Source organism: Leucobacter chromiireducens subsp. chromiireducens, from assembly GCF_016758255.1.
In the GTDB taxonomy this organism is placed as follows: Bacteria; Actinomycetota; Actinomycetes; order Actinomycetales; family Microbacteriaceae; genus Leucobacter; species Leucobacter chromiireducens.
In genome coordinates, this window is the sequence record NZ_QYAD01000001.1 from 729,957 (window position 1) to 755,747 (window position 25,791).

Consider the following 25,791-nt stretch of genomic DNA (forward strand, 5'->3'; position numbering starts at 1 on the left):
CAGAGCAGAGGTGACGCATGGCGCCAGCCTAGTCGCGGCTGGGCCGCGGCTAGGCTGAGTGCATGACGGATGGCAGAGATCAGCACACGCCGATGCCGGGCAGCGAAGATCCTGGTCGCGCACGAGTTCGACGCGAAATGTCGCGCGGCAAGAAGCTGACGGTGTGGATCGCGGTCGCCGCGCTCGTGTTGGCGGCAGCCGCGGCGGGGGCCCTGGCGCTCCTTCCGAAGCGGGCCGAGGCCCCGGCCGCGTCTCCGAAGCCGACGCAGGCGCCAACTGAGGCGCCGACGCCAAGCCCCGATCCCACGCCCGCGTCACCCGCCCCCGTGCACATGATTGCCATGGGCGACATGCTGCCGCACGACGCCGTGAACGCGGCCGCTGAGCAGCAGGGCGGCAGCTACGACTACGCGCAGTTCTTTGCGGGGATTCGTGCGCAGCTCGATGCAGCCGATGTGACCTTCTGTAACCAGGAGGTGCCGAGCGCCGGGGTCGAGTTCGGCATCAGCGGCTATCCCACGTTCAACGCGCCTACCGAGTTCGCGCGCGATCTGCGTGGCGGCGCAGGGTGCGATCTCGTGAACACCGCAACGAACCACACCGCCGACAAGGGCACCGCTGGCATCGCCGCCACCCGGGCCGCGTGGGACGGCCTCGCGCCCGCGGTGGTCTCAGGGGCAAACCGCAGCGCGGCCGAGCAGCGCGAGGTCCACGTCTTCGACGCCGAGGGCGTGAACGTCGCACTCGTCTCGTTTGCCGAATACTCGAACGCACCCATCGACGGGGTATCGCTCAACATGATGTCGGATACTGCCCTCGTCACCGAGTTGCTGGAGAAAGCACGTGCCGCAGCCGATGTCGTCGTGGTGTCGGCGCACTGGGGCACCGAGGACTCGCACGAGGTGAACGATGCGCAGCGCGCCTTCGCGCAACAGGTTGCGGATCTCGGCGCAGACGTGGTCATTGGAACCGGTCCGCACGTGCTGCAGCCCGTCACCTGGCTCGACCGTGCGGGCGGCGGCCGCACCCTCGTCTGGTACTCGCTCGGCAACATGCTCAACACGCAGCTCGAGCTTGATCAGCGCACCGGTGTGATCGCGGCCTTCGACCTCGTGCGCGAGGCCGAAGGTGGGCCGGTGCGGGTGGAGTCGCCCACCGCGGTACTCACGTACATGCACTACGACTGGAGTGCAGAGGAGGAAGCCGCGGGTGATCTGATGGCACGAAAGAACCTGAGCATCACGCCGCTCGCCGGGGCGGATGCGCTGCTTGAACGCACGCGCTTCGGAACGACCGCGGCCGCGCAGGTGGCAGCATCCACAGCGATCCTCGGCCCCGACGTGCAGGTGATGCCGGAGTAGGCCGGCCCGGCGCGGGCTCGGCTGATCGGTGCTCGCGCTCGGCGCCTGCGCTAGGCGCTGAGCCCGCGGTACCGTGCGGCGTCGAGCCGGTCAGCGATCACCGGGAACTCCGTGCGAACGGCGGCGCTGCGGCCGAGGTCGACCTCGACGATGCGCACTTCCTCGTCAGCGCCGAGCTCGGCGAGCACCACGCCCGCGGGATCCACGATGCGGCTGTATCCGCCCAGCTCGACGTCGCCCTGTGCGCCGCACGCGTTGACCGCGACGACCCACATTTGGTGCTCAATCGCACGGGCCTGCGTGAGCACGCGCCAGTGCTCTCGCCGCGCGGCGGGCCAAGCCGCCGGGACGATGACGGTTTCTGCGCCGCGGTCGCTGAGCTCCTGCCAGAGCCCAGGGAAACGGAGGTCGTAGCACGTGATGCTCGCGGTGGGGCCGAGCGTGCTGCTGCTCACGCCAAGCGAGGTGCCCGGCGTGAGCAGCTCGGACTCGAGCGACTGATAGCCGAACACGTGGATCTTGCGGTAGGTCTGTGCGATTTCTCCGGTCGCGTCGACGAGCACGGCGGTGTTGTGCAGCGCGCCGTCGGCGGCGCGCTCGATGATGCTGCCGAGATGGATCGACGCACCGAGCTCGCGTGCGAGGTGCTGCGCCATCGCCACGGTCGGACCGGCAAGCGTCTCTGCAAGCTCGTCGTAGCGCTCAAACGAGAAGTACCCCGCGCTCCACAGCTCCGGCAAGACGTAGAGATCGGCGCCGGGGTGCGCGCGCAGCAGTCCGGCGACCCGCGCGATTCGTTCTTCGCGTGACTCCGAACGCGGGCTCGCGATCTGCACGAGAGCGACGCGGCGCGGCTGCGCGGTGGCCAGGGAGTTGGGGTGCTGCGCTGCGGGGGAAGACATGCTTCCACCATAACTCGGCACGGCAAGTCACTGCCGGCCGCGTGGCCTGGAATAATTGGCGCTGGCGCGGTGTGGTGCCGCCGGGGACGAAAAGAGTGACGTGCGCGGACACAGATTTCAACGCGGAGTGGGTCTCCTCGTGCTACTCATTGTGGTTGCGGCTGCGGCGATCCTGATCTGGGTCGTTTCGGCGACCGAACCGCCGCCGCTCTGGGCTCCTGCACACGCCACGCTCGCTGGCGTGTGGACCGTGCTCTACAACTCACAGCTGCCCTCAACAAGCGTGTTGCTCACCGCGATCGCGATCGCGCTGCTTGTTGGCGCTGGGATTGCGATCGTGGAGCGTTTCGTGACGAACCGGTATCGTCGCAGTCCCGCGACCGTGCAGCGTCGTGCCCTCACCCCGCGGCGTGTGATGGCGGAGACGCGGGGCGTGTACCACGGGCCGGTCACGGTGACCGTGCTGATCCCGGCGCACAACGAGGAAGCGGCACTTCCCGGGGCCCTCGCTTCGCTCGCTGCGCAAACGCGCCGCCCAGACCGCGTCATCGTCGTCGCAGACAACTGCACCGACAAGACTGTTGAGGTTGCCCTCAACGCGGGAGTTGACGTACGTGAGACCGTCGCGAATCAGCACAAGAAGGCAGGCGGCCTTAACCAGGCGCTGCGCGAACTCCTTCCGAAGCTCGGCCCGAATGACACGGTGATGATCATGGACGCGGATACCGGGCTCGGGGAGAAGTTCCTCGAGACCGCGGAGCGCCGCTTCACAGACGACCGAGCGCTGATGGCGGTCGGAGGCCTATTCCACGGGGAGGACGGGCACGGCCTCATCGGGCAGTTTCAGCGCGACGAGTACACGCGCTATGCGCGGCAAATCGAGCGGCGACAGGGGCGCCCGTTCGTGCTGACGGGAACTGCTACGGTCTTCCGATCCGCTGCGCTGCGCGCGGTTGCCTCTGCGCGTGGTGTTGATCTCCCCGGCATTGCCGGCGATGTGTACGACACCGTCGCGTTGACGGAAGACAACGAACTCACCATCGCGTTGAAGTCGTTGGGGGCACTGATGACCTCGCCGAGCGAGTGCACGGTGACGACAGAACTCATGCCGAACTGGCGGATGCTGTGGGCGCAGCGCCTGCGTTGGCAGCGCGGTGCGCTCGAGAACCTGGGTGCGTATGGGCTGACGCCCGTCACGTTTCGCTACTGGGCACAGCAGCTCGGGATCGGGTACAGCACGATTGCACTGTCAAGCTACCTCGCACTCATGATCATCATGCTGCTCGCGATGGACACCTGGGTGTGGTTTCCCTTCTGGTTGGGTGTGGGCGCGCTCTTTGTGCTCGAACGCGTAGTGACCGTCTGGCGGGGCGGGTGGCGTGCACGACTGCTCGCGCTCACTGTCTTCCCTGAATTGGCCTACTCGCTCTTCCTGAACATTGTGTTCTTGAAGGGCATCCTCGATATCAGCCTGGGGCGGCAAGGAGCCTGGAAACACCTGCCGAGCACTGAGAAGGCGGGAAGTGCCGACGCATGAACGCGGAGATGGTGCATACGGTGATCCGGCATGGCGGCATCCTGTTCGAACAGAGCCTGCTGAGCGAACCCTGGTTCACCGTATTCGCGACGTTCGTGGCGATCAACACACTCGGATATGTTGCGATCACCGTTGCGAAGGTGCTGCCGCTGCCGAAGTTCGGTCGCCGCAGCGGGCGGAATCGGCGGGCTGAGACGCGCGGGATCGTGCCTGACAATCTGGCACGGGAGATCGGTGATCCGGCGGATCCGCGGCTTCGTGGGGCACAATGGCCTCATGAGCATTGACACCGCCGAACTGCCGGAACCCGAGGGGCCCGAGGATCGCCCGGCGCCCGCGGGGAACCCTGGCTGGCTGAGCGCGGAGGAGCTTGAGTTCGTGCGTGGGCGACTGCCCATCGTGTACGTCGAGGCGGTTCCCGTGCGCCTGGACGGGCTCGGCCAGGTGTCAGAGGTGGGGCTGCTGCTGCGCAGCACTCCGGACGGCGTGATGACCCGCGCTTTCGTGTCGGGCCGCGTGCGTTTCGGCGAGCCGCTGCGTGAGGCGCTGTTCCGGCATCTCGAGGACGATCTGGGGCCAATGGCGTTCCCGCAGATGCCCACGGCTCTGGTGCCCGTGCAGGTGGCCGAGTACTTCCCGATGCCGGGCATCTCTGCGTTCGTTGATGAGCGCCAGCACGCGGTGTCGCTCGTGTATGTGGTGCCGGTGACGGGCACGTGCAACCCGCGACAGGACGCCCTCGAAGTCACCTGGATGGCGCCGGAGGAGGCGCTCTCGGCGGACACGCTCGCCGAGCTCGGCGGCGGCCGGGGTGCACTGCTGCGCCAGGCGCTCGCCAGCGTCGGCTGCTAGCCGGATTCTGACTTCCGTGAGCGCCGCGCTGCTCGTGCCGGCGGTCAGGCGCGTCGGCGCCAGGCGATGAGGTGCTTGGGGGAGAACCCGCGGCTGCACTTGCCGCACGAGGTCTGCCGCGTGGGGCGGCGAAAACGATAGTGCTCGTGGCCCCCCGGACACTGGCCGACCCAGGGCGCATGCTCGTGAGCGATCTCGCCGTCGTGGGTGCGGCCGCCGACATACCCGAGCTCGGCCGCGATGCGACGCCAGGACGGGCCGTGCCCCGCGGTGGGGCCCGCGATTGCGTGCGCCACCTCGTGTAGGAGCACCTGATGGATCTCGTCGTCCTCGAACTTTGCGGCGAGGTAGCGCGACACGGTGATCCGGTGATCCGTGAAGTTGCACTGCCCAGCCCGGCGCTTCGCGTGGTCGAAGCCAAACGACCACAGCGCTGGGTCGAGGTGCGTGCGGATCAGGGCGTCGGCCCACACTCGCACTCGGGCGAGGTCAGCCACGTTCGAACAGCTCCCGAGCGGGCAGCGGCGAGGCGACCGCTGTCTCGTCGGTGATCGCGCGAGCTCCGCGGCTGAAGTCTCGAAACTCCTGGCCCACGAGCATGCGCGCTGGGTGCGGGCCGCCCGCGAGGAGGCGCGGCAGCCAGTCGAGCGCCTCGAGGTCCGTCTGCGACGCAACGAACACGACGTTGCCGAAGCGGCGTCCCTTGAGGACCTGCGGTTCCGCGATCGCGGCGACCGAGGTGAAGAGTTGGGCCAGCGTAGCCGCCTGGCCGCGGACGAACGGGAGGCCCGCACCGTCAGCGGCGTTCACGACAACCAGCCCGTTCGGGGCGAGGAGCGGCCGAATGAGCTCGTAGAACTCGATGCTCGAGACGTGAGCCGGGGTCTGCGCGCCCGCAAAAATGTCGACGACGACGAGGTCCATAGCGCCCTGCATGCCGGCCGGGAGCTTGCTGAGCACCGCGCGCGCATCGCCGCGGCGAACACGAATGCTCGCGCGCTTCGGGAGGGGGGCAGCCTCGCGCACGAGGTCAACGAGCCCACCCTCGAGTTCAACGACCTGCTGCCGGCTTCCGGGGCGAGTGGCCTCGACGTAACGCGGCAGCGTGAACGCTCCGCCGCCGAGATGCAGCGCTGAAATCGGTGCACCGGGCGTGCGGAAGAGGTCGATCACGTGACCGATCCGGCGGATGTATTCGAAGAACAGTTCGCTCGGGTCTGCCAGATTGACGTGCGACTGCGGTGTGCCGTCAACGACAAGTTGGACGGCACCGGGAACCCAGCGATCTTCCTCGACCTCCGCGCTCAGCCCCGAGGACAGCGTGATCGGCTCCGGCAGGTTCATCGCTGTGCACCTCGCGTGGGGTCAGGCACGCCCGAGCCCGAGCTCTTCGATTTTGCGCTGCAGGTCAGCGTTCGACGGCTCAACCTGGTGGCTGGCGTCGGGATACAGAATCACGGGAATGTTCGTGCGGCCGCTGATGTCTTTTGCCACGTCCGCTGCAGCCGGATCCTGCACCAAATCGACGTACCGGTACTGCACCCCGGCGCGGTCGAAGATCATCTTGGCGCGGCGGCAGTCGCCGCACCAATCGGCGCCGAACATCACCGTTTCGTTCGGCGTGGTATCGCCCTGCGCGGTGGTGTCGCCCTGCCCCGCGGTGTCATTCTGATCGATCATGCCGTCATCCTACGCGCGCTCGAGCGAAGCCGAGGGGCATTCCGCGGCGGGCGTAGTGCGCCGTGGAAAACTCCGAGTTTCGGGCCCGGGATGCCGGGTGTGAGCGAGAGGCGTGCGATCGTCAGCTCGTGCGGCGACGGCCCAGGGTAGGCGGCGGCGCGTTGCGGAACCACAGCCACCGAGACAGAATCGCCACGCATGCGCCGAGGAGACCGCCGGCGAGCACGTCGCTCAACCAGTGCGCGTGGAGCGCCGTGCGGCTCCACATCATGAGGAGCGGCCAGGCGCACGCGAGCACCCACGTCAACCGAGTGATCCGCGCGGAGACCTCTGGGGCGTACGCAACGACGAGCGCAATCGAGACCGCGAGTGATGCTGCGCCGAGCGAGTGACCTGAGGGGAAGGAACTGCCGTGCACCGGGTAGAGCTGATCCCAAGGCCTCGGGCGCAGCGCGAACGACTTCAGCGCCTCCGAGAGCAGCACCCCGCCGAGCATCGCCGTTGCCACTGCTGCGGCATCACGGCTCCGCCGAATCGCGAGGAGGAGCGCTGCGACGATCGCGGCGCAGGCCGCCGCGCCGAGGCCCCCGCCGATCTCGGCAAAGAACACGGCGACAGCGTAGGGGAGCGAACCCCGAGTGACTCCGGCAACGCCGTGCCACCACACATCCACGCCGAATGGACCGCCGGTCGTGAAACGGAAGAAGCAACTCACCCCGATGACCAGCGCGACTCCTACCCAGGCCCAGGGCGCCGCGGCACGAAGCTGCCGGCTCTGTAGGGCAGGCGTCGCGGCTGATCGCGGGGCCGATTTGGGGGAGAGGGATGCCATGTCGATACCCTAGAGGGTTGGCGCTGGACAGTCCGTGAAGATCCTGTTATTATCAATAGTTGCACTTCGGACACTAGTGTGCCTGCATATGGCGGTGGGCCCCGGGAGCTGGCGCGAAAGCGCAGATGAGCCCCGAATTGTGTTTCGTTACATGCAATTCTCGCAAGACCAGGTCAACCGGCCCGACGGGGCCCACGGAGGTAGTTTCCTTGGCTGCTGCGCGCAACGCATCGTCATCCACCCAACCGAAGAACGGGCGCGCCCACCAGCGCCTCTCCTTCGCCAAGATTTCCGACACGCTGTCGGTGCCTAACCTGCTGGCACTGCAGCTCGAGAGCTTCGACTGGCTCGTCGGTAACGATGTCTGGAAGGAGCGCGTCGCCGAAGCCCAGGCTGAGGGACGCGACGACATCGCACTGAAGAGCGGTCTGGAGGAGATCTTCGACGAGATCTCCCCGATCGAGGACAACGCTGGCACCATGCAGCTGTCCTTCGAGAACCCGATTCTCGACGAGCAGAAGTTCACCATCGAGGAGTGCAAGGAGCGCGGCAAGACGTACGCGGCTCCGCTGTACGTCGAGGCGGCGTTCTACAACACCGAGACGCAGGTGCTCAAGAGCCAGACGGTCTACATGGGCGATTTCCCCATCATGACAGACAAGGGCACGTTCATCATCAACGGCACCGAGCGCGTCATCGTCTCGCAGCTCGTCCGGAGCCCCGGCGTGTACTTCGACCGCACGCAGGAGAAGACCTCCGATAAGGACGTCTTCACCGCTCGCGTGATCCCGAGCCGCGGTGCGTGGCTCGAGTTCGAGGTCGACAAGCGCGACCAGGTCGGCGTGCGTATCGACCGCAAGCGCAAGCAGTCGGTCACCGTGTTCCTCAAGGCGCTCGGCATGACGAGCGAGGAGATCCTCGAGGAGTTCGCCGGCTACGAGTCGATCGCTCTGACGCTCGAGAAGGACGGCATCCTCACGCAGGAGGAAGCCCTCAAGGACATCTACCGCAAGCAGCGTCCGGGCGAGCAGGTGGCCATCGAGGCTGCGCGTGCGCTCCTCGACAACAGCTACTTCAACCCGAAGCGCTACGACCTTGCCAAGGTGGGTCGCTACAAGATCAACCGCAAGCTCGGGATCGATGCACCCATCACCGATTCGGTGCTCTCCCTCGAGGACATCGTCTCGACGATCAAGTACCTCGTTGGCCTGCACGCCGGCACCGAGACGCTCCCCGGCGTCCGTGACGGCGAGGTCATCGACGTGCGTCTCGATACCGATGACATCGATCACTTCGGCAACCGTCGTATCCGCGCGGTTGGCGAGCTGATTCAGAACCAGGTCCGCACCGGTCTCTCGCGCATGGAGCGCGTGGTCCGCGAGCGCATGACCACGCAGGACATTGAGGCGATCACGCCGAACACCCTGATCAACACGCGTCCCGTGCTGGCCGCGATCAAGGAGTTCTTCGGCACTTCGCAGCTGTCGCAGTTCATGGACCAGAACAACCCGCTCGCGGGTCTGACGAACAAGCGTCGTCTCTCCGCGCTCGGCCCCGGCGGTCTCTCGCGTGACCGCGCAGGCGTCGAGGTGCGAGACGTTCACCCCTCGCACTACGGCCGCATGTGCCCCATTGAGACCCCTGAAGGCCCGAACATTGGTCTGATCGGTGCACTCGCAACCTTCGCGCGCATCAACGCGTTCGGCTTCATCGAGACGCCGTACCGCCGCGTGCTCCAGGGCAAGGTCACCGACCAGGTGGACTACCTCACCGCGCACGAGGAGGACGAGTACCTCATCGCGCAGGCCGGCGCCCCGCTCACGAAGGACGGCAAGTTCTCCGAGAAGCAGGTGCTCGCGCGCCCCCGTGGCTCCGAGGTGGTGCTCGTCGACGCCGAGCGCGTGGACTACATGGACGTCTCGCCGCGCCAGATGGTGTCGGTTGCGACCTCGCTGATCCCGTTCCTCGAGCACGACGATGCGAACCGCGCCCTCATGGGTGCCAACATGCAGCGTCAGGCCGTGCCGCTCGTCCGTTCCGAGTCGCCCGTTGTGGGCACCGGTATGGAGGGCTACGCCGCAATCGACGCCGGTGACGTGGTCACCGCGGCGAAGGCGGGCGTTGTTGCAGACGTCTCGGCTGACGTCGTCACCATCCAGGAGGATGAGGGCGGCACGAAGAGCTACTTCATGCGCAAGTTCGACCGCTCGAACCAGGGCACGAACTACAACCACCGCGTGATCGTCAAGGCTGGCGAGCGGATCGAGGCCGGCGAGGTTATCGCCGATGGCCCCGCAACGGAGAACGGCGAGCTCGCGCTCGGCAAGAACCTCCTCGTCGCGTTCATGTCCTGGGAGGGTCACAACTTCGAGGACGCGATCATCCTGAGCCAGAACCTGGTGAAGGACGACACGCTCTCGTCGATCCACATCGAGGAGTATGACGTTGATGCCCGCGACACCAAGCTCGGCAAGGAGGAGATCACCCGTGACCTCCCGAACGCCAGCATGGAGGCGCTCAAGGACCTCGACGAGCGCGGCATCATCCGCATCGGCGCCGAGGTTGCGCCCGGCGACATCCTCGTCGGCAAGGTCACGCCGAAGGGCGAGACTGAGCTCTCAGCTGAGGAGCGCCTGCTCCGTGCGATCTTCAACGAGAAGAGCCGCGAGGTGCGCGACACGTCGCTGAAGGTGCCGCACGGCGTCTCCGGCACGGTCACGTCCGTCAAGGTCTTCGACGCGGAGAACGACAACGACGACGAGCTCGGCTCGGGTGTCAACCAGCGCGTGGTGGTCTACATTGCGCAGAAGCGTAAGATCACCGAGGGCGACAAGCTCGCAGGCCGTCACGGCAACAAGGGCGTCATCTCGAAGATCCTCCCCGTTGAGGACATGCCGTTCCTCGCGGACGGTACGCCGGTTGATGTCATCCTGAACCCGCTCGGTATCCCCGGCCGAATGAACTTCGGTCAGGTCCTCGAGATCCACCTCGGCTGGATCGCGAAGCAGGGCTGGAAGGTCGACGGGTCTCCCGAGTGGGCTGCGAAGCTCTCCGAGGCAGCGCTCGAGGCTGCGCCGAACACGAAGGTCGCGACCCCCGTGTTCGACGGTGCGTCGGAGGCGGAGATCGCAGGTCTCCTCGATTCGACCCTCGAGACCCGCGATGGCGAGCGTCTCATCGGTTCGAGCGGCAAGACCCGCCTGTTCGATGGTCGCTCCGGCGAGCCGTACCCGTACCCGATCTCGGTCGGCTACATGTACATCCTGAAGCTGCACCACCTGGTCGACGACAAGATCCACGCGCGTTCGACGGGCCCCTACTCGATGATCACCCAGCAGCCGCTCGGCGGTAAGGCCCAGTTCGGTGGCCAGCGCTTCGGTGAGATGGAAGTGTGGGCACTCGAGGCCTACGGCGCCGCATACGCGCTGCAGGAGCTCCTGACGGTCAAGTCCGACGACATCCTGGGTCGCGTGAAGGTCTACGAGGCCATCGTGCGCGGCGAGAACATTCCGGAGCCGGGCGTGCCCGAGTCGTTCCGAGTGCTCATGAAGGAGATGCAGTCGCTCTGCCTGAACGTCGAGGTGCTCGGGGCTGACGGCAACGCCGTCAACCTGCGCGACAACGACGATGAGGCTCACCGTACGGCAGAAGAGCTCGGCATTAACCTGTCCAGCCGCTTCGAGACCTCGTCTGTGGACGAGATCTAAGCCGGACCAGACTTTTAGCTACCAAGGAGAACATTTTGCTCGAGGGTACGAGTTTTAACGAGCTGCAGATCCGCCTGGCGACCGCCGAGGATATCCGCAGCTGGTCGTTCGGTGAGGTTAAGAAGCCGGAGACCATCAACTACCGCACGCTGAAGCCGGAGAAGGACGGCCTGTTCGGCGAGCAGATCTTCGGTCCCAGCCGGGACTGGGAGTGCGCTTGTGGCAAGTACAAGCGTGTCCGCTACAAGGGCATCGTGTGTGAGCGCTGTGGCGTCGAGGTCACGAAGTCGTCGGTGCGCCGTGAGCGTATGGGCCACATCGAGCTCGCCGCGCCGGTTACGCACATCTGGTACTTCAAGGGTGTGCCGTCGCGTCTCGGCTACCTGCTCGATATGGCGCCGAAGGACCTCGAGAAGGTCATCTACTTCGCTGCGTACATGATCATCGACATCGATGAAGAGGGCCGCCACGAGGATCTCGCTGAGCTTGAGGCCGAGCTGCGGCTCGAGCTGAAGGCGCTCGAGGACCAGCGCGACATCCAGATCGCTCAGCGTCAGCAGCAGGCCGAGTCTGACCTCGCCGCGCTTGAGGCAGAGGGGGCGAAGGCTGATCAGCGTCGCCGCGCAGAGGCGTCCGCTGAGAAGGAAATGACCGCCATCCGCAAGGGCTTCGACGATGACATCGCTCGTCTGCAGCGCGTGTGGGAGGACTTCCGCAACCTGAAGGTCGGCGACCTCAAGCCCGAGGACGCGGTCTTCGCGGACCTCATGGACCGCTACGGCGATTACTTCGAGGCCTACATGGGCGCCGAGGCGATCAAGAAGCGCCTTGAGGCATTCGATCTGGAGGCTGAGGCGGAGACGCTGCACCTGCAGATTGCTGAGGGCAAGGGCCAGAAGAAGATCCGCGCGATCAAGCGCCTGAAGGTCGTCAGCGCCTTCCTGCAGACGGGTGCAAGCCCGGCCGCAATGGTGCTCGACGTTGTTCCGGTGATCCCGCCGGAGCTGCGCCCGATGGTGCAGCTCGACGGTGGCCGCTTCGCGACCTCGGATCTCAACGATCTGTACCGCCGCGTGATCAACCGCAACAACCGTCTGCGCCGCCTGCTTGACCTCGGGGCTCCCGAGATCATCGTGAACAACGAGAAGCGCATGCTGCAGGAAGCTGTCGACGCACTTTTCGACAACGGCCGCCGCGGCCGCCCCGTCACGGGCACCGGCAACCGTGCGCTCAAGTCGCTCTCCGACATGCTGAAGGGCAAGCAGGGCCGGTTCCGTCAGAACCTGCTCGGCAAGCGCGTCGACTACTCGGGCCGTTCGGTCATCGTTGTCGGCCCGCAGCTGAAGCTGCACCAGTGTGGTCTGCCCAAGCAGATGGCGCTTGAGCTCTTCAAGCCGTTCGTGATCAAGCGCCTCATGGATCTGTCGCACGCGCAGAACGTGAAGGCCGCAAAGCGTATGGTGGAGCGCGCGCGTTCCGAGGTCTGGGACGTGCTCGAGGAGATCATCCGCGAGCGCCCCGTGCTGCTCAACCGCGCACCGACCCTGCACCGCCTCGGCATCCAGGCGTTCGAGCCGCAGCTCGTTGAGGGCAAGGCGATCCAGCTGCACCCGCTCGTGTGTGCCGCGTTCAACGCCGACTTCGATGGTGACCAGATGGCAGTGCACCTGCCGCTCTCGGTTGAGGCGCAGGCTGAGGCCCGCGTGCTCATGCTCGCGTCGAACAACATCCTGAAGCCGTCGGACGGCCGCCCGGTGACCCTGCCCTCGCAGGATATGATCATCGGTCTGCACCACCTGACGACCATCAAGGATGGTGCGGTCGGCACCGGCCGTGCGTTTGGCTCGATCGCGGAGGCAATCCTCGCGATGGACGAGGGTACCCTCGACCTCGGCGCCAAGGCGAAGATCCGTCTTATCGGCTACACCGATGCCCAGGGTGTGACCCACGACAAGCCCGTGCTCGTCGAGACCTCACTCGGTCGCGCGATCTTCAACGAGGCGCTGCCCGCGGACTACGTCTACTTCGAGGCTGTGGCCGACAAGGGCTCGCTCTCGACTCTGGTCAACGACCTGGCCGAGCGCTACCCGAAGGTGGAGGTCGCTGCGACCCTCGACCGCATCAAGGACGCCGGCTTCTACTGGGCTTCGCGCTCGGGTGTGACGGTTGCCCTGTCGGACATCGTGACGCCGTCGAACAAGGCAGAGATCATCGCGGAGCACGAGAAGCGCGCCGCGAAGGTTCAGCGCGACTACGATCGCGGCATGATCCAGGACAGCGAGCGCCACAAGGCACTCACCGAGATCTGGACGGAGGCAACCGACGAGGTCGCCGCCGCGATGCGCGACGCGTTCCCCGCGGACAACACCATCTTCCGTATGGTGTCGTCGGGTGCTCGTGGTAACTGGCTGCAGATCCGCAACATCGCCGGTATGCGTGGCCTGGTGTCGAACCCGAAGGGCGAGATCATCCCCCGCCCGATCATCAACTCGTACCGCGAGGGCCTGTCGGTGGCGGAGTACTTCATCGCGACCCACGGTGCGCGAAAGGGTCTGGCCGATACCGCTCTGCGTACCGCTGACTCGGGGTACCTGACCCGTCGTCTGGTGGACGTTTCGCAGGATGTCATCATCCGCGAAGAGGACTGCCGCACCCGCCGTGGTCTCGACCTCCCGATCGCTGAAGCAGACGCCAACGGCGTGCTGGTCGGCGACGAGAACGTTGAGAACTCGGTCTACGCCCGTACGCTCGCAGCTGACGCTGTGGATCCCTCGGGTGCCACCGTTGCTGCGGCCGGCTCTGACGTGGGCGACGTGCTCATCGATCAGCTCATCGCCGCAGGCGTTACCGAGATCAAGGTGCGCTCCGTGCTCACCTGTGAGTCTGCGGTCGGCGTGTGCGCCACCTGCTACGGCCGTTCGCTTGCGACCGGTCAGCGCGTGGACATCGGCGAGGCTGTCGGTATCATCGCGGCACAGTCGATTGGTGAGCCCGGTACCCAGCTGACGATGCGTACCTTCCACACGGGTGGTTCGGCATCGGCTGACGACATCACGCAGGGTCTGCCCCGCGTGCAGGAGCTCTTCGAGGCGCGTACCCCGAAGGGCGCCTCCCCGATCGCCGAGGCCGCAGGCCGCGTGACGATCGAGGACACCGAGAAGAGCCGTCGCATCCTCCTCACGCCGGATGACGGCACCGAGGAGAAGGCGTACCCCGTGCTGAAGCGTTCGACGCTGCTCGTCGCGGACGGCGATCACGTCGAGCTCGGCCAGCCGTTCCTCGCGGGCACGCTGGATCCGAAGGACATCCTGCAGGTCGGCTCCACCGAGAATGGCAAGCACATTCCCGGTGAGCGCGCGGTGCAGAAGTACCTCGTTGAGGGCGTCCAGGGCGTTTACCGTTCGCAGGGCGTGCCGATCCACGATAAGCACATCGAGGTCATCGTGCGCCAGATGCTGCGCAAGGTCACCGTCGTCGACCACGGCGAGACCGAGCTGCTTCCGGGTGAGCTCGTTGATCGCTCGCGCTACCAGCGGATCAACCGCGAGGCGCTGCTCGAGACGAAGCGCGTGGCAACGGCCCGTCCCGAGGTCATGGGTATCACCAAGGCCTCGCTCGCGACCGAGTCGTGGCTGTCGGCGGCTTCCTTCCAGGAGACCACTCGCGTGCTCACGCAGGCTGCGATGGAGGGCTCGAAGGATCCGCTGATCGGTCTCAAGGAGAACGTCATCATCGGTAAGCTCATCCCGGCCGGTACCGGCCTGAGCACCTACCGCGACGTGACCGTTGAGGCGACCGAGGAGGCGAAGGCGGAGCGCTACCCGAACCGCCTCTTCGCCACCGAGGGCACCTTCGACGAGAACGACCTCTCGTTTGTGGACTTCGACAGCTTCACGGCTGACGAGTTCAACCCCGGCAACTACAGCTAGGGCACCCGCCGGCTGAGTCGGGACGCACGCGCGCGGGCGCTCGCACTTCGGTGCGGGCGCCCGCGCTGCGTTTTTCGCGGGCGCTCGCGATCCCGATCGGGACACGCCGAATTTCGTGGCATCCGGGCGCGTACGCGGGCGAAAGCCCGCGCAAGCTTGTACTGTGGCGGCACAGACACCGCATTTGGTGATCCCAGATTCGGCGCAGCAACGAGAGGTGAACCCATGAGCGAGGACCGCGAGACGCCCGGCGCGAGGGCAGCGGAGACCCCCGAGGCCGCAGGTGTGCCCGGGGCGCCCGTCGAGGAAGTTCAGGCGAGCGAGACCGAGGTGCTGCGCGCTGTGCAGCGCTCGCGCGACACCGTTGCTGACGAGACCGCGACGCCCGCGAACGAGGCCGCTGCCGAGGCTGACTCGTCTGAGAACTCGGGGGAGGGCATCGCCGCTCCCGCGAGCGAGCTCGACGACGCAGAGCGCGCCCGCCGCGAGGTAGTCAGCGAGGTCGACACGCAGCTCGATATGAGCCCCGCGCCGACCGCGGCGCCGGCCGCTCCCGCGGTCGCACCGCAGTACGATGAGCTGCCGAGCGCGGCGCCCGCTGCGGTGCCGTTCGGTGCCGCGCTTCCGCCTGAGCGCGACGGCGAGATCCGTGTGAGCGCAGACCACCCGATGGCGGCGCTGTACACGCAGACGCCGATGCCGCCGGAGCTGCGCGGCAACCGCGGTGCGGGCGTACTCATCTCGCTACTCTCCACTGTGGTGTTCGCGGCGCTCTACCTCGGCGTTATTGCGGCATGGATCTCACAGTACTTCCCGCCGTCCACTTTTGTGGACGAGGGTCTGTTGCCGTGGCTCACCTCGCTCAGCTTCATCATTCCAGTCGCCACCTTCTTCATCGCGTCCGTGCTGCTCGTCCTGATCGTGGGCCGCGCTGGCTGGTGGGCATACGTGCTCGGCGGCTTCCTCGTGGCCGCGCTCGTGTGGGGCTCCGCGACGCTCTCGCTCGGTCAGTTCGGGACGCCCTACGCGACGCCCGATGAGCTGCTTCCCGGGTTCTCGATCGGGATCGATTCCGCCATGACGCTCGTGCACCGCTTCGGCCTGACGGTGCCGGCCCTTGCCGCGGCAGCGGTGGCCCGCGAGGTGACCGTGTGGTTCGGGGCGTGGATCGGTGCCCGTGGTCGCCGCATGAAGCTGCGCAACGCGGAGGCGCTTGCGGAGTATGAGGCCGCACTCGCAGAGGTCCAGGCGACGCAGCCATGAGTGACGGGCCCCGCCGTGGGGTCACCCGCGGGTACGTGGGGGCCCTGATCCTCGCCGCAGTGATCGTCTGCGTCGCACTGCTCATCGCAGCGTGGGGCGGGCTGACACTTGCGCTGTCGCGGCCACCGGTCGCCACGGAGAGCGTGCCCGTGTGGGCTGCGCCGCTTGTGCTGTTTCTTGCGCTCGGGATGCTCGCGGCAGCCCTGTGGGGGCAAGCGCTCACGCTCCTGCGGGGTCGTCGCTCGCCAGCGTGGGGGCAGCTGATTGCCGTGGCGGCGGGCGCCTATCTGCTCTGGGGGCTCGGCGGAAGCCTTGCCGGAATGGACCAGGGCGACGCCTGGTTCAGCCCGTTCGGTGGCATCATTCCGATCATTTGGCTCCTCGCGCAGCTGCTGTTCTGGGCGGTGCTCGCGCGGCGCGTCTACACCGATCGGCCGCCGCCCCGCTGGCCGTGGGAGCGTGCGGAAGACGAGGAGTGAGCGTGGCGGCCACGATCGAGGATCGGGTCTCCGCGGCGGTCGACGCATGGCTGCGCTGGGTGCCCCGCTGGAGCCCCGGCACGCACCGCGGCCGCGCAAAGCCGTGCGCACGATGCACGGGATCCCCCTTCCTCACCGCGGCGGGGCTCTCCGGCGATGTACCGCACCAGGTCACGCACGCGCTCATCTCCCGGCTGCAGCGCATCATTGACCGGGAGGTGGATGAGTTCACCGCGGCAGCGCTCCCGGCGCTGCACGCGGAACTCACGCAGGACGAGCTCTGGCGCGCGGGCGGCTACGATCCCGCCGCGAATCTCGCGCCGGAGTACGAGGGGCTCGATCCCGATCCCGAACCGGGTGATGCGGCCCAGCCCTTCCTCTTCACTCTGACGGGTCTTGCTGAGGAGACACAGCCGGAGCCCCCGCTTCCGCGCCCGCCGCTCAGCTCCGACGAGAAGCGGCAGATCCGTGACGAGATCGGGCGAGCAGACGCGCACGCAGAGGAGTGCGGGCGTGCAGTGTGCTTTGCGCTGCTGACGCACCGCGAACGCATCACCTCGGCGGTCGCCCGTTTCATCGAACCACAGATCCGCGCGATGCTCGACGAGTTGAGTCTGGGACTTGAGCCGCCGCAGTAGCGGGCCATAGCACCGGATCGGATGGATCCTTGCGCGACCCGGCGCGAGCGCGTAAAGTTGCTTCTTGGTGTGCTCCAGCGTACTGAGCCGTGCCCGCACGGCAGTGGATGGGGGAGCGCACCATGGGATCACCGCCTCTCGGGGCGGTACCCCCACGGCATAGCTGCACTCGGGTGGAGACCTCGCGTTCGCGTGGGCAATCGACCAGCAGCTCCGCGTCCGCGCAAGCGGTCGCACATGCTCAAACCATTTGAAGCATTCCTGTCACCGTGCAGGAGTACATAGGAGAATCAGTGCCAACTATTCAGCAGTTGGTTCGCAAGGGCCGGTCGCCGAAGGTCTCAAAGACCAAGGCTCCCGCTCTGAAGGCGAACCCGCAGCAGGCCGGGGTGTGCACCCGTGTCTACACCACCACCCCGAAGAAGCCGAACTCGGCGATGCGTAAGGTCGCTCGTGTGAAGCTCCGTAACGGGACCGAGGTCACCGCCTACATTCCCGGCGAGGGCCACAACCTGCAGGAGCACTCGCTGGTGCTCGTGCGCGGTGGTCGTGTCAAGGACCTCCCCGGTGTCCGCTACAAGATCGTGCGCGGCGCGCTCGACACGCAGGCGGTCAAGGACCGTCAGCAGGCTCGTAGCCGCTACGGTGCAAAGAAGGTGAAGTAATGCCCCGTAAAGGTCCTGCTCCCAAGCGCCCTGTCGTCGCCGATCCCGTATACGGCGCCCCCATCGTGAGCCAGCTCGTCAACAAGATTCTTCTTGATGGCAAGAAGGGTCTCGCCGAGCGCATCGTGTACGGTGCACTCGAAGCAGTTGCAGAGAAGTCCGGTCAGGACGCTGTGACGGTTCTCAAGAAGGCGCTCGACAACGTGCGCCCCACCCTTGAGGTTCGTTCGCGTCGCGTCGGCGGCAGCACCTACCAGGTGCCCGTCGAGGTGAAGCCGCACCGCGCGAACACGCTCGCGCTGCGCTGGCTGACCAGCTACGCAAAGGCTCGTCGCGAGAACACGATGACCGACCGTCTCACCAACGAGATCCTCGATGCATCCAACGGCCTCGGTGCCGCTGTGAAGCGCCGCGAGGACACTCACAAGATGGCCGAGTCGAACCGCGCCTTCGCTCACTACCGCTGGTAAACACCACCCGGTAGAACCCAGCGGGTGGGGAGCAGCGCCTCGTGCGTTGATCCCCACCCACTGCGGGGCCGAGCCCCGCAATCCAAACTTTCACCCCCACCCGGAGGAGACCCCGTGGCACAAGACGTGCTCACCGACCTGAGCAAGGTCCGCAACATCGGCATCATGGCTCACATTGATGCCGGCAAGACCACCACCACCGAGCGCATCCTGTTCTACACGGGTGTGAACCACAAGCTGGGCGAGACCCACGACGGTGGCGCGACGACTGACTGGATGGAGCAGGAGAAGGAGCGCGGCATCACGATCACGTCGGCCGCCGTGACCTGCTTCTGGAACAAGAACCAGATCAACATCATCGACACCCCGGGCCACGTCGACTTCACCGTTGAGGTGGAGCGCTCGCTCCGCGTGCTCGACGGCGCAGTCGCAGTGTTCGACGGCAAGGAGGGCGTTGAGCCCCAGTCCGAGACCGTGTGGCGTCAGGCCGACAAGTACGGCGTTCCCCGCATCTGCTTCGTCAACAAGATGGACAAGATGGGCGCGGACTTCTACTTCACGGTGGACACCATCGTCAACCGCCTCGGTGCGAAGCCGCTCGTGATGCAGCTTCCCATCGGCTCGGAGTCGGACTTCGTTGGCGTTGTCGATCTGCTCTCGATGCAGGCCTTCGTCTGGGAGGGTGACTCCAAGGGCGACGTGACCCTCGGTGCGAACTACGAGACCCGCGAGATTCCCGCTGACCTCCAGGCTAAGGCCGAGGAGTACCGCGCGAAGCTCGTCGAGACCGTTGCTGAGACCGACGACGCGCTGCTCGAGAAGTTCTTCGGCGGTGAGGAGCTGTCGATCGAGGAGATCAAGGGCGGCATCCGCAAGCTCGTCGTGAACAACGAGATCTACCCCGTGTACTGCGGCTCGGCGTTCAAGAACCGCGGCATCCAGCCGATGCTCGACGCGGTTGTTGACTTCCTGCCGAACCCGCTCGACGTGGGCGCCATCGAGGCGCACGATCCCCGCGACGAGTCCGTGGTCATCGAGCGTCTCCCGAAGGCTGATCAGCCGTTCTCGGCGCTCGCGTTCAAGATCGCCGTTCATCCCTTCTTCGGTCGCCTCACTTACGTGCGCGTGTACTCCGGTCACGCACCGTCGGGCGTCCAGGTCGTCAACTCGACCAAGGGCAAGAAGGAGCGCATCGGCAAGATCTTCCAGATGCACGCCAACAAGGAGAACCCTGTCGACGAGCTGACCGCCGGCAACATCTACGCTGTGATCGGCCTCAAGGACACCACGACCGGTGACACGCTGTCGGATCCGGACAACCAGGTTGTTCTCGAGTCGATGACCTTCCCTGAGCCCGTCATCGAGGTCGCCATTGAGCCCAAGACCAAGGGCGACCAGGAGAAGCTCGGTGTGGCCATTCAGAAGCTCGCCGAAGAGGATCCCACGTTCCGCGTGAGCCTCAACGCCGAGACCGGCCAGACGGTTATCGCCGGCATGGGCGAGCTGCACCTTGACATCCTTGTCGACCGCATGAAGCGCGAGTTCAAGGTTGAGGCCAACGTGGGCAAGCCCCAGGTTGCGTACCGCGAGACGATCCGTCGCGCGGTCGAGAAGTACGACTACACCCACAAGAAGCAGACCGGTGGTTCCGGTCAGTTCGCAAAGGTGCAGATCGCGCTTGCTCCGCTCGAGGTTGAGGGCGACAAGATCTACGAGTTCGAGGACAAGGTCACGGGTGGCCGCGTTCCGCGCGAGTACATCCCGTCCGTCAACGCTGGTATCCAGGACGCGATGGAGTACGGCATCCTCGCCGGCTTCCCCGTCGTGGGTGTCAAGGCGAGCCTGCTCGATGGTCAGTACCACGACGTCGACTCCTCGGAGATGGCGTTCAAGATCGCCGGCTCGATGGCGTTCAAGGAAGCGGCTCGCCTCGCGCAGCCCGTCATCCTTGAGCCCATGATGGCCGTCGAGGTCCGTACTCCTGAGGAGTACATGGGCGACGTCATCGGCGATCTGAACTCGCGTCGCGGTCAGATCCAGTCGATGGAGGATGCCTCGGGCGTGAAGGTTGTGCGTGCACTCGTACCGCTTTCCGAGATGTTCGGGTACATCGGCGACCTGCGGTCGAAGACCAGCGGTCGTGCGGTGTTCTCGATGACCTTCGACTCCTACGCGGAGGTTCCGAAGGCAGTGGCCGATGAGATCGTTCAGAAGGCTAAGGGCGAGTAATTCCGTCCACCGGTCGGCGGCAACGCACCCTGTTGCCGCCGACCACCCCGCTCGGGTCGCGATCACCGTCCTGAGCTTGTAACATAGGTACACACCCCGTACTCGTGCTCTCCGAAACCGTCGGAGGGTGGCGGTACTCGATGTCCTGAGGAGGACCATAGTGGCGAAGGCCAAGTTCGAGCGGACCAAGCCGCACGTAAACATCGGAACGATCGGTCACGTCGACCACGGTAAGACCACCCTTACCGCGGCGATCTCGAAGACGCTCGCCGACAAGTTCCCGTCTGACGTGAACGTGCAGCGCGACTTCGACACGATCGATTCGGCTCCTGAGGAGCGCCAGCGCGGCATCACCATCAACATCTCGCACGTTGAGTACGAGACCGACAAGCGCCACTACGCTCACGTTGATGCCCCCGGTCACGCTGACTACATCAAGAACATGATCACCGGTGCCGCTCAGATGGACGGCGCAATCCTCGTGGTTGCGGCGACCGACGGCATGATGGCACAGACCAAGGAGCACATCCTGCTCGCGAAGCAGGTTGGCGTTCCCTACCTGCTCGTCGCGCTCAACAAGTGCGACCAGGTCGACGACGAGGAGATCCTCGAGCTCGTCGAGATGGAGGTCCGTGAGGAGCTCTCCAAGCAGGGTTACCCCGGAGACGACGTCCCCGTCGTCCGCGTTTCGGGCTACCAGGCGCTGCAGGGTGAAGAGAAGTGGGTGAACTCGGTTCTCGAGCTCATGGAGGCCGTGGATGCGAACATCCCCGATCCCGTGCGCGACAAGGACAAGGCATTCCTCATGCCCGTCGAGGACGTCTTCACGATCACCGGCCGTGGCACGGTCGTCACGGGCCGCGCCGAGCGTGGCACGCTGAAGATCAACTCCGAGGTCGAGATCGTGGGTCTGCGCCCGACGCAGAAGACCACCGTCACCGGCATCGAGATGTTCCACAAGCAGCTCGACGAGGCGTGGGCTGGCGAGAACTGTGGCCTTCTCCTCCGCGGCACCAAGCGCGAGGATGTTGAGCGCGGTCAGGTTATTGTCGAGCCCGGCTCGATCACCCCGCACACCAACTTCGAGGGCACTGCCTACATCCTGAAGAAGGAAGAGGGTGGCCGCCACAACCCGTTCGAGACGAACTACCGTCCGCAGTTCTACTTCCGTACGACTGACGTGACCGGTGTCATCACCCTCCCCGAGGACAAGCCGATGGTTATGCCCGGCGACACCACGGACATGACGGTCGAGCTGATCCAGCCGATCGCTATGGAAGAGGGCCTCGGCTTCGCGATCCGTGAGGGTGGCCGCACCGTCGGCGCCGGCACGGTGACCAAGGTCGTCTCCTAAGTTCTGACGAACTGAGAGAAGCGGCTTCGGCCGTTGAGCCCCCCGGGATTCTTCCCCGGGGGGCTCTTTCCATTCCAAGCTGGGCGTTTCCGGGTGGGGCGCCCGGCCCAGCCGCGGCCGCGCGGTATCCTCGAGGGTGACCCTCTCGTTGGGTCGCTGCTTGTCGACGGAATGGAGCCCGGGTGCCGGAAACCCTCAGCGAACGGATCGCGCACTTCGCGAGACAATACGGTCTCCTGTTTGCGCTCGATGCGCTCTCTTGGGCAGGAGCGGTGCTCGCGGCGCTCGTGCTGCGCTTCGACTTCAACCTCAGCCACATCCACTGGGGCTGGACCGCCGTGGTGATTGCCGCCGCGGTCGCGTTCCAGCTGGTGGGCGGCTGGATGTTCTGGATCTATCGCAATCGCTACGAAGTGGGCAGCTTCGACGAGGTGCGCGCCCTCGTGCTGAACGTCACGGGCGTAATGGTGTGTACCTGGCTGGTCGCCTACTTCGTTGGTTACGGCAATGGGATCCCACGCAGCACGCTCATCATCGCTGCGCCCATCGCGTTCAGCCTGATGGGAGTGGCGCGCTACGTGCTGCGGCTCTATGCGGAGCGTCAGATGAAGCCCGGCGCCGAGGCCGAGCGCACACTCCTCTACGGTTCCGGCTACCTCGGCGTGCAGACCGCGAAGCGCCTACTCACGGACGCAGCGGGCGCAGCGCTTCCCGTGGGGTTCATCGACGACGACCCCATGAAGCGCAACCATGAGGTGCGAGGCGTTCGTGTGCTCGGCGACTTCGAGGATCTTGCACGTGTCGCGCGGAAGACTCGGGCCACACGCATCATTGTGTGTATCGGTGACGCGGACGCCGCGCTCATGCGACGCGTCGATGAGGCCGCAGACCGGATTGGCATGACGGCGATGGTCCTGCCACCGCTGGACCAGATTCTGCGCAACGCCTCCGCGATCTCCGATGTGCGCGCGCTCAGCATTGAGGACATCATCGGACGTCACCCCGTGCGCCTCGAGACCGAGTCGATCGCTTCGTACCTGCAGGACAAGCGCGTGCTCGTCACGGGGGCCGGCGGGTCGATCGGTTCGGAGTTGTGCCGTCAGCTCGCCCGCTTCGCGCCTGACGAGTTGATCATGCTTGATCGCGACGAGACGGCGCTGCAGGAGACGCAGTTGTCGATTAGCGGGCACGGGCTACTTGACACGAATGATGTGGTCCTCGCTGACATCCGCGACGCAGCCACGCTTGAGCAACTCTTCGTCGAGCGCCGTCCCGAGGTCGTGTTCCACGCGGCGGCGCTCAAGCATCTTCCGATGCTCGAGCAGTACCCCGACGAGGCGTGGAAGACGAACGTGCTCGGCACCTTGAACGTGCTGCGCGCGGCGCAGGCCGCGAACGTCGGCACCTTTGTCAATATCTCGACGGACAAGGCGGCAAACCCCACGAGCGTGCTGGGGCACTCGAAGCGAGTCGCCGAGAAACTGACCGCGTGGATGGCGGAACAGACCGGTCAGCGGTATCTCTCCGTGCGTTTTGGCAACGTGCTGGGCAGCCGGGGATCGATGCTGCCCACGTTCCGCTCGCTCATTGAGGCAGGCGGCCCGCTGACGATCACCCATCCCGATGTGACCCGCTTCTTCATGACCATTCCCGAGGCGTGCCAACTCGTGGTGCAGGCCGGCGGTCTCGGGCGGCCCGGCGAGGTTCTCATCCTCGACATGGGCGAACCCGTGAAGATCATTGATGTTGCCCGGCGCATGATCGCGCAGTCCGGGAAGGATATCGACATCGTCTATACCGGTCTCCGGCACGGCGAAAAACTGCACGAGGAACTCGTGGGGGAGGGCGAGGGGAATGAGCGTCCCTTCCACCCGAAGATTTCGCACGCCCACGTGGATACGATTTCACCCGAGGTGCTGAACCACGACGGCTGGATCGCGCGCCTTGACCTCACTGAGGCAGCAGAGGAGCGTGTGCAGTGACCCCGCTCGCCGTTGCGCTCCTCGCGGGCGCACTGACGCTCGCGCTCAGCCTGTCTCTCCCCATCGCGGTGAAGCCATGGCTTGTGCGTCTGGGCATCATGGACGTGCCCAATGAGCGGTCATCGCACGAGCGGCCGGTGCTGCGAGGCCTTGGGCTCGCAGTGTTGATTGCCATGCTCGTCGGCGGGGTCTTCGCCGTTGTGCTGTTCGCCGTACCCGGTTGGGGCGGGCACGCGGTGTGGGACGCGCTCCTTGTAGTGGTCATCGGCTCGCTACTTGCCGGCATGCTTGGGCTCGCCGAAGATCTCCGGGGGATCAGTGTTCCCGTGCGCAGCGCCGCGCTCCTGCTGATCGCCGCTGGCTCGGCCGTGGGGGTGCTGTTCGCCGCAGGACAGTTCGGCGGCGCCGGCCTGGGGCACGGACCCGGGCTCGCCGGAGGCGACGTCCGGCCGCTTGTGGGCCCGCTCGCCGGTGTCGATCCCTTGAGCTCGGTGACCGTGTCGACCGAGCCTCTGCCATTCTGGGGCGCCGCGGTGCTCGTCGTGTACGCGGTGCTCTTCATCTCGAGCTACATCAACGTGGCCAACTTCATGGATGGGCTCAACGGGATCAGTGGCTTCCACGGCGTGATCGCGGGGCTGACGTTCGGTGTGGTCGGCTGGGTACAGGACATGCCCTGGCTCGTTGCTGCGGGCCTCGTGCTGGCCGCCGGCTTCGCGGGCTTCTTGCCCTGGAACCTCACGAAGCCCGGCGCGTTCATGGGAGACGTTGGCAGCTACCTTCTTGGAGGCGCGACCGCGCTCACCAGCTTTGCTGCGCTCGTCTCGGGAGCCCCGCTCCTCGCAACGATCGGGCCGATGGTCATCTACTTTGGGGATGTGGGCGTCACCCTGGTAAAGCGCGTGCGCGCGGGCAAGCGCTGGGACGAGCCGCACAAGGAGCACACGTACCAGCGGATTCAGCAGCGCGGCTACACGCACGTCCAGGCATCGGGGCTCACCGCAGCGTGCACGCTCGCGGCGTCGGTGCTCGGGGTCGCGTCCTGCTGCACGCCACTCTGGGGCACGCTCGTGCTCCTTGCGGGCGGCTTCGCGGTGCTGCTTGTCTACTTGGCGCTCCCACGCCTGTTGCCGGATCGCTCCGCCGCGATCCAGCACTGATTTTTCGGGTGCCCGCTGCCTCGTCCGGGGGAGCTGAGAGGCGCGTTTCGGCGCAGGATTCCCGCCCGAATACGTGCGACACGCAGCGCGACACGCCCGGGTTGCATGATGCATATTCCGTGTGTCAGAATAGACAGGTTCAGTACTCCGCGCTTCGGTGCGGATCACTGCCAGGCAGTGCATAATCTCCCGGTCCGCCGGGGTTAGGCCGCGGGTAGCGAACACAACCCGCACGCCAGTCGGCGGCCAGACTTCGTCCGGCCGTTTTTGTGTGTGCGGGGCCGCTTGCGCAAGCAGGTGGTTTTGACAGGTGAACAGAGACCCAGCACATGCGCCTCCTTGTGGGGTGCCGCTGCCAGGGCGCTGGTACGCAAGACGTCCAATGCCGCTCGCCCCTCGGGGTGCGCAGTACGACGCAAGTAGAAAGTAGAGATGTCATGGCGGGACAGAAGATCCGCATTCGACTGAAGTCGTATGACCACGAGGTCATCGACAACTCCGCGCGCAAGATTGTCGACACGGTAACCCGCGCGGGTGCAACCGTGATCGGCCCCGTGCCGCTCCCGACGGAGAAGAACGTGATCGCAGTGATCCGTTCGCCCCACAAGTACAAGGACAGCCGCGAGCACTTCGAGAAGCGCACGCACAAGCGCCTGATCGACATTGTCGATCCCACCCCCAAGGCCGTCGATTCGCTCATGCGTCTCGATCTCCCGGCCGACGTCAACATCGAGATCAAGCTCTAAGGGGG

General features: G+C 65.9%; 21 protein-coding genes. 16 read left to right on the forward strand and 5 right to left on the reverse strand.

Going from position 1 to position 25,791, the window contains the following annotated elements; genetic code table 11:
• The first annotated feature begins 62 nt into the window (after positions 1 to 62).
• On the forward strand, positions 63 to 1,361 hold the full coding sequence (locus D3226_RS03390) for a CapA family protein (protein ID WP_237462211.1): 1,299 nt from the start codon (positions 63 to 65) through the stop codon (positions 1,359 to 1,361).
• A gap of 50 nt (positions 1,362 to 1,411) precedes the next feature.
• Here the strand turns inward: D3226_RS03390 and D3226_RS03395 are convergent, their stop codons facing one another.
• Positions 1,412 to 2,263 carry a carbon-nitrogen family hydrolase gene (locus tag D3226_RS03395; protein ID WP_202380983.1) on the reverse strand — a complete coding sequence of 284 codons (852 nt, stop codon included), beginning with the start codon at positions 2,261 to 2,263 and terminating at the stop codon, positions 1,412 to 1,414.
• Between the two features lie 100 nt (positions 2,264 to 2,363).
• On the opposite strand from D3226_RS03395, the gene D3226_RS03400 reads away from it, so the two are divergent.
• Genes D3226_RS03400 through D3226_RS03410 form a run of 3 tightly spaced genes read left to right on the forward strand, consistent with a single transcriptional unit; the run spans position 2,364 to position 4,652 of the window.
• Positions 2,364 to 3,800, forward strand: coding sequence for a glycosyltransferase (locus tag D3226_RS03400; protein WP_202380984.1), 1,437 nt, complete (start codon positions 2,364 to 2,366; stop codon positions 3,798 to 3,800).
• Positions 3,797 to 4,087, forward strand: a complete 291-nt coding sequence (locus tag D3226_RS03405) for a hypothetical protein (protein ID WP_202380985.1) — start codon at positions 3,797 to 3,799, stop codon at positions 4,085 to 4,087. Before D3226_RS03400 ends, D3226_RS03405 begins: the two co-directional genes overlap by 4 nt.
• Complete coding sequence (locus D3226_RS03410) at positions 4,077 to 4,652, forward strand: NUDIX hydrolase family protein (protein WP_202380986.1); 576 nt, start codon at positions 4,077 to 4,079, stop codon at positions 4,650 to 4,652. Before D3226_RS03405 ends, D3226_RS03410 begins: the two co-directional genes overlap by 11 nt.
• Positions 4,653 to 4,696: 44 nt before the next feature.
• Here the strand turns inward: D3226_RS03410 and D3226_RS03415 are convergent, their stop codons facing one another.
• The 4 genes from D3226_RS03415 to D3226_RS03430 form a co-directional block, all read right to left on the reverse strand.
• Positions 4,697 to 5,149 carry a SprT-like domain-containing protein gene (locus tag D3226_RS03415; protein ID WP_202380987.1) on the reverse strand — a complete coding sequence of 151 codons (453 nt, stop codon included), beginning with the start codon at positions 5,147 to 5,149 and terminating at the stop codon, positions 4,697 to 4,699.
• Complete coding sequence (locus D3226_RS03420; RefSeq protein WP_202380988.1) at positions 5,142 to 5,996, reverse strand: spermidine synthase; 855 nt, start codon at positions 5,994 to 5,996, stop codon at positions 5,142 to 5,144. Before D3226_RS03420 ends, D3226_RS03415 begins: the two co-directional genes overlap by 8 nt.
• A gap of 21 nt (positions 5,997 to 6,017) precedes the next feature.
• Positions 6,018 to 6,257, reverse strand: coding sequence for a glutaredoxin domain-containing protein (locus tag D3226_RS03425; RefSeq protein WP_237462404.1), 240 nt, complete (start codon positions 6,255 to 6,257; stop codon positions 6,018 to 6,020).
• Positions 6,258 to 6,453: 196 nt separating this feature from the next.
• Positions 6,454 to 7,164 (reverse strand): phosphatase PAP2 family protein, encoded by a 711-nt coding sequence (locus tag D3226_RS03430; RefSeq protein ID WP_202380990.1) that lies wholly within the window; start codon positions 7,162 to 7,164, stop codon positions 6,454 to 6,456.
• 209 nt (positions 7,165 to 7,373) lie between these two features.
• Here D3226_RS03430 and rpoB point away from each other — a divergent pair, with 209 nt between their 5' ends.
• From rpoB to rpsJ, 12 genes are all read left to right on the forward strand, one after another.
• A complete protein-coding gene (gene rpoB / locus D3226_RS03435; protein WP_202380991.1) occupies positions 7,374 to 10,871 on the forward strand; it encodes a DNA-directed RNA polymerase subunit beta in 3,498 nt (1,165 codons plus the stop codon).
• A gap of 35 nt (positions 10,872 to 10,906) precedes the next feature.
• Positions 10,907 to 14,800, forward strand: a complete 3,894-nt coding sequence (locus tag D3226_RS03440) for a DNA-directed RNA polymerase subunit beta' (protein WP_202380992.1) — start codon at positions 10,907 to 10,909, stop codon at positions 14,798 to 14,800.
• Between the two features lie 225 nt (positions 14,801 to 15,025).
• Positions 15,026 to 16,063 carry an MFS transporter gene (locus tag D3226_RS03445; RefSeq protein WP_202380993.1) on the forward strand — a complete coding sequence of 346 codons (1,038 nt, stop codon included), beginning with the start codon at positions 15,026 to 15,028 and terminating at the stop codon, positions 16,061 to 16,063.
• Positions 16,060 to 16,542, forward strand: coding sequence for a hypothetical protein (locus D3226_RS03450; RefSeq protein ID WP_202380994.1), 483 nt, complete (start codon positions 16,060 to 16,062; stop codon positions 16,540 to 16,542). Before D3226_RS03445 ends, D3226_RS03450 begins: the two co-directional genes overlap by 4 nt.
• Positions 16,543 to 16,544: 2 nt before the next feature.
• A complete protein-coding gene (locus D3226_RS03455; RefSeq protein WP_202380995.1) occupies positions 16,545 to 17,180 on the forward strand; it encodes a spermidine/putrescine ABC transporter substrate-binding protein in 636 nt (211 codons plus the stop codon).
• A 293-nt stretch (positions 17,181 to 17,473) separates the two neighbouring features.
• Complete coding sequence (gene rpsL, locus D3226_RS03460) at positions 17,474 to 17,845, forward strand: 30S ribosomal protein S12 (protein WP_025134286.1); 372 nt, start codon at positions 17,474 to 17,476, stop codon at positions 17,843 to 17,845.
• Positions 17,845 to 18,315 carry a 30S ribosomal protein S7 gene (rpsG, locus tag D3226_RS03465; protein WP_202380996.1) on the forward strand — a complete coding sequence of 157 codons (471 nt, stop codon included), beginning with the start codon at positions 17,845 to 17,847 and terminating at the stop codon, positions 18,313 to 18,315. The genes rpsL and rpsG overlap by 1 nt, the downstream gene beginning before the upstream one ends.
• Positions 18,316 to 18,429: 114 nt before the next feature.
• Positions 18,430 to 20,544 carry an elongation factor G gene (fusA, locus tag D3226_RS03470; protein WP_202380997.1) on the forward strand — a complete coding sequence of 705 codons (2,115 nt, stop codon included), beginning with the start codon at positions 18,430 to 18,432 and terminating at the stop codon, positions 20,542 to 20,544.
• 160 nt (positions 20,545 to 20,704) lie between these two features.
• Positions 20,705 to 21,898 (forward strand): elongation factor Tu, encoded by a 1,194-nt coding sequence (gene tuf / locus D3226_RS03475; protein ID WP_202380998.1) that lies wholly within the window; start codon positions 20,705 to 20,707, stop codon positions 21,896 to 21,898.
• Positions 21,899 to 22,080: 182 nt separating this feature from the next.
• Positions 22,081 to 23,880 carry an SDR family NAD(P)-dependent oxidoreductase gene (locus D3226_RS03480; protein ID WP_202380999.1) on the forward strand — a complete coding sequence of 600 codons (1,800 nt, stop codon included), beginning with the start codon at positions 22,081 to 22,083 and terminating at the stop codon, positions 23,878 to 23,880.
• Positions 23,877 to 25,040, forward strand: a complete 1,164-nt coding sequence (locus D3226_RS03485; protein WP_202381000.1) for an MraY family glycosyltransferase — start codon at positions 23,877 to 23,879, stop codon at positions 25,038 to 25,040. Before D3226_RS03480 ends, D3226_RS03485 begins: the two co-directional genes overlap by 4 nt.
• A 437-nt stretch (positions 25,041 to 25,477) precedes the next feature.
• Positions 25,478 to 25,786 carry a 30S ribosomal protein S10 gene (rpsJ, locus tag D3226_RS03490; protein WP_025133701.1) on the forward strand — a complete coding sequence of 103 codons (309 nt, stop codon included), beginning with the start codon at positions 25,478 to 25,480 and terminating at the stop codon, positions 25,784 to 25,786.
• Positions 25,787 to 25,791 lie beyond the last annotated feature (5 nt).

Bases quoted from the DNA above. Each gene is read 5' to 3' on its own strand.
- D3226_RS03430 (WP_202380990.1), bottom strand. From the start codon at position 7,164: ATGGCATCCCTCTCCCCCAAATCGGCCCCGCGATCAGCCGCGACGCCT.
- D3226_RS03450 (WP_202380994.1), top strand. From the start codon at position 16,060: ATGAGTGACGGGCCCCGCCGTGGGGTCACCCGCGGGTACGTGGGGGCC.
- D3226_RS03395 (WP_202380983.1), bottom strand. From the start codon at position 2,263: ATGTCTTCCCCCGCAGCGCAGCACCCCAACTCCCTGGCCACCGCGCAG.
- D3226_RS03445 (WP_202380993.1), top strand. From the start codon at position 15,026: ATGAGCGAGGACCGCGAGACGCCCGGCGCGAGGGCAGCGGAGACCCCC.
- D3226_RS03425 (WP_237462404.1), bottom strand. From the start codon at position 6,257: ATGTTCGGCGCCGATTGGTGCGGCGACTGCCGCCGCGCCAAGATGATC.
- D3226_RS03420 (WP_202380988.1), bottom strand. From the start codon at position 5,996: ATGAACCTGCCGGAGCCGATCACGCTGTCCTCGGGGCTGAGCGCGGAG.
- D3226_RS03405 (WP_202380985.1), top strand. From the start codon at position 3,797: ATGAACGCGGAGATGGTGCATACGGTGATCCGGCATGGCGGCATCCTG.
- rpsJ (WP_025133701.1), top strand. From the start codon at position 25,478: ATGGCGGGACAGAAGATCCGCATTCGACTGAAGTCGTATGACCACGAG.
- D3226_RS03390 (WP_237462211.1), top strand. From the start codon at position 63: ATGACGGATGGCAGAGATCAGCACACGCCGATGCCGGGCAGCGAAGAT.
- rpsG (WP_202380996.1), top strand. From the start codon at position 17,845: ATGCCCCGTAAAGGTCCTGCTCCCAAGCGCCCTGTCGTCGCCGATCCC.
- D3226_RS03410 (WP_202380986.1), top strand. From the start codon at position 4,077: ATGAGCATTGACACCGCCGAACTGCCGGAACCCGAGGGGCCCGAGGAT.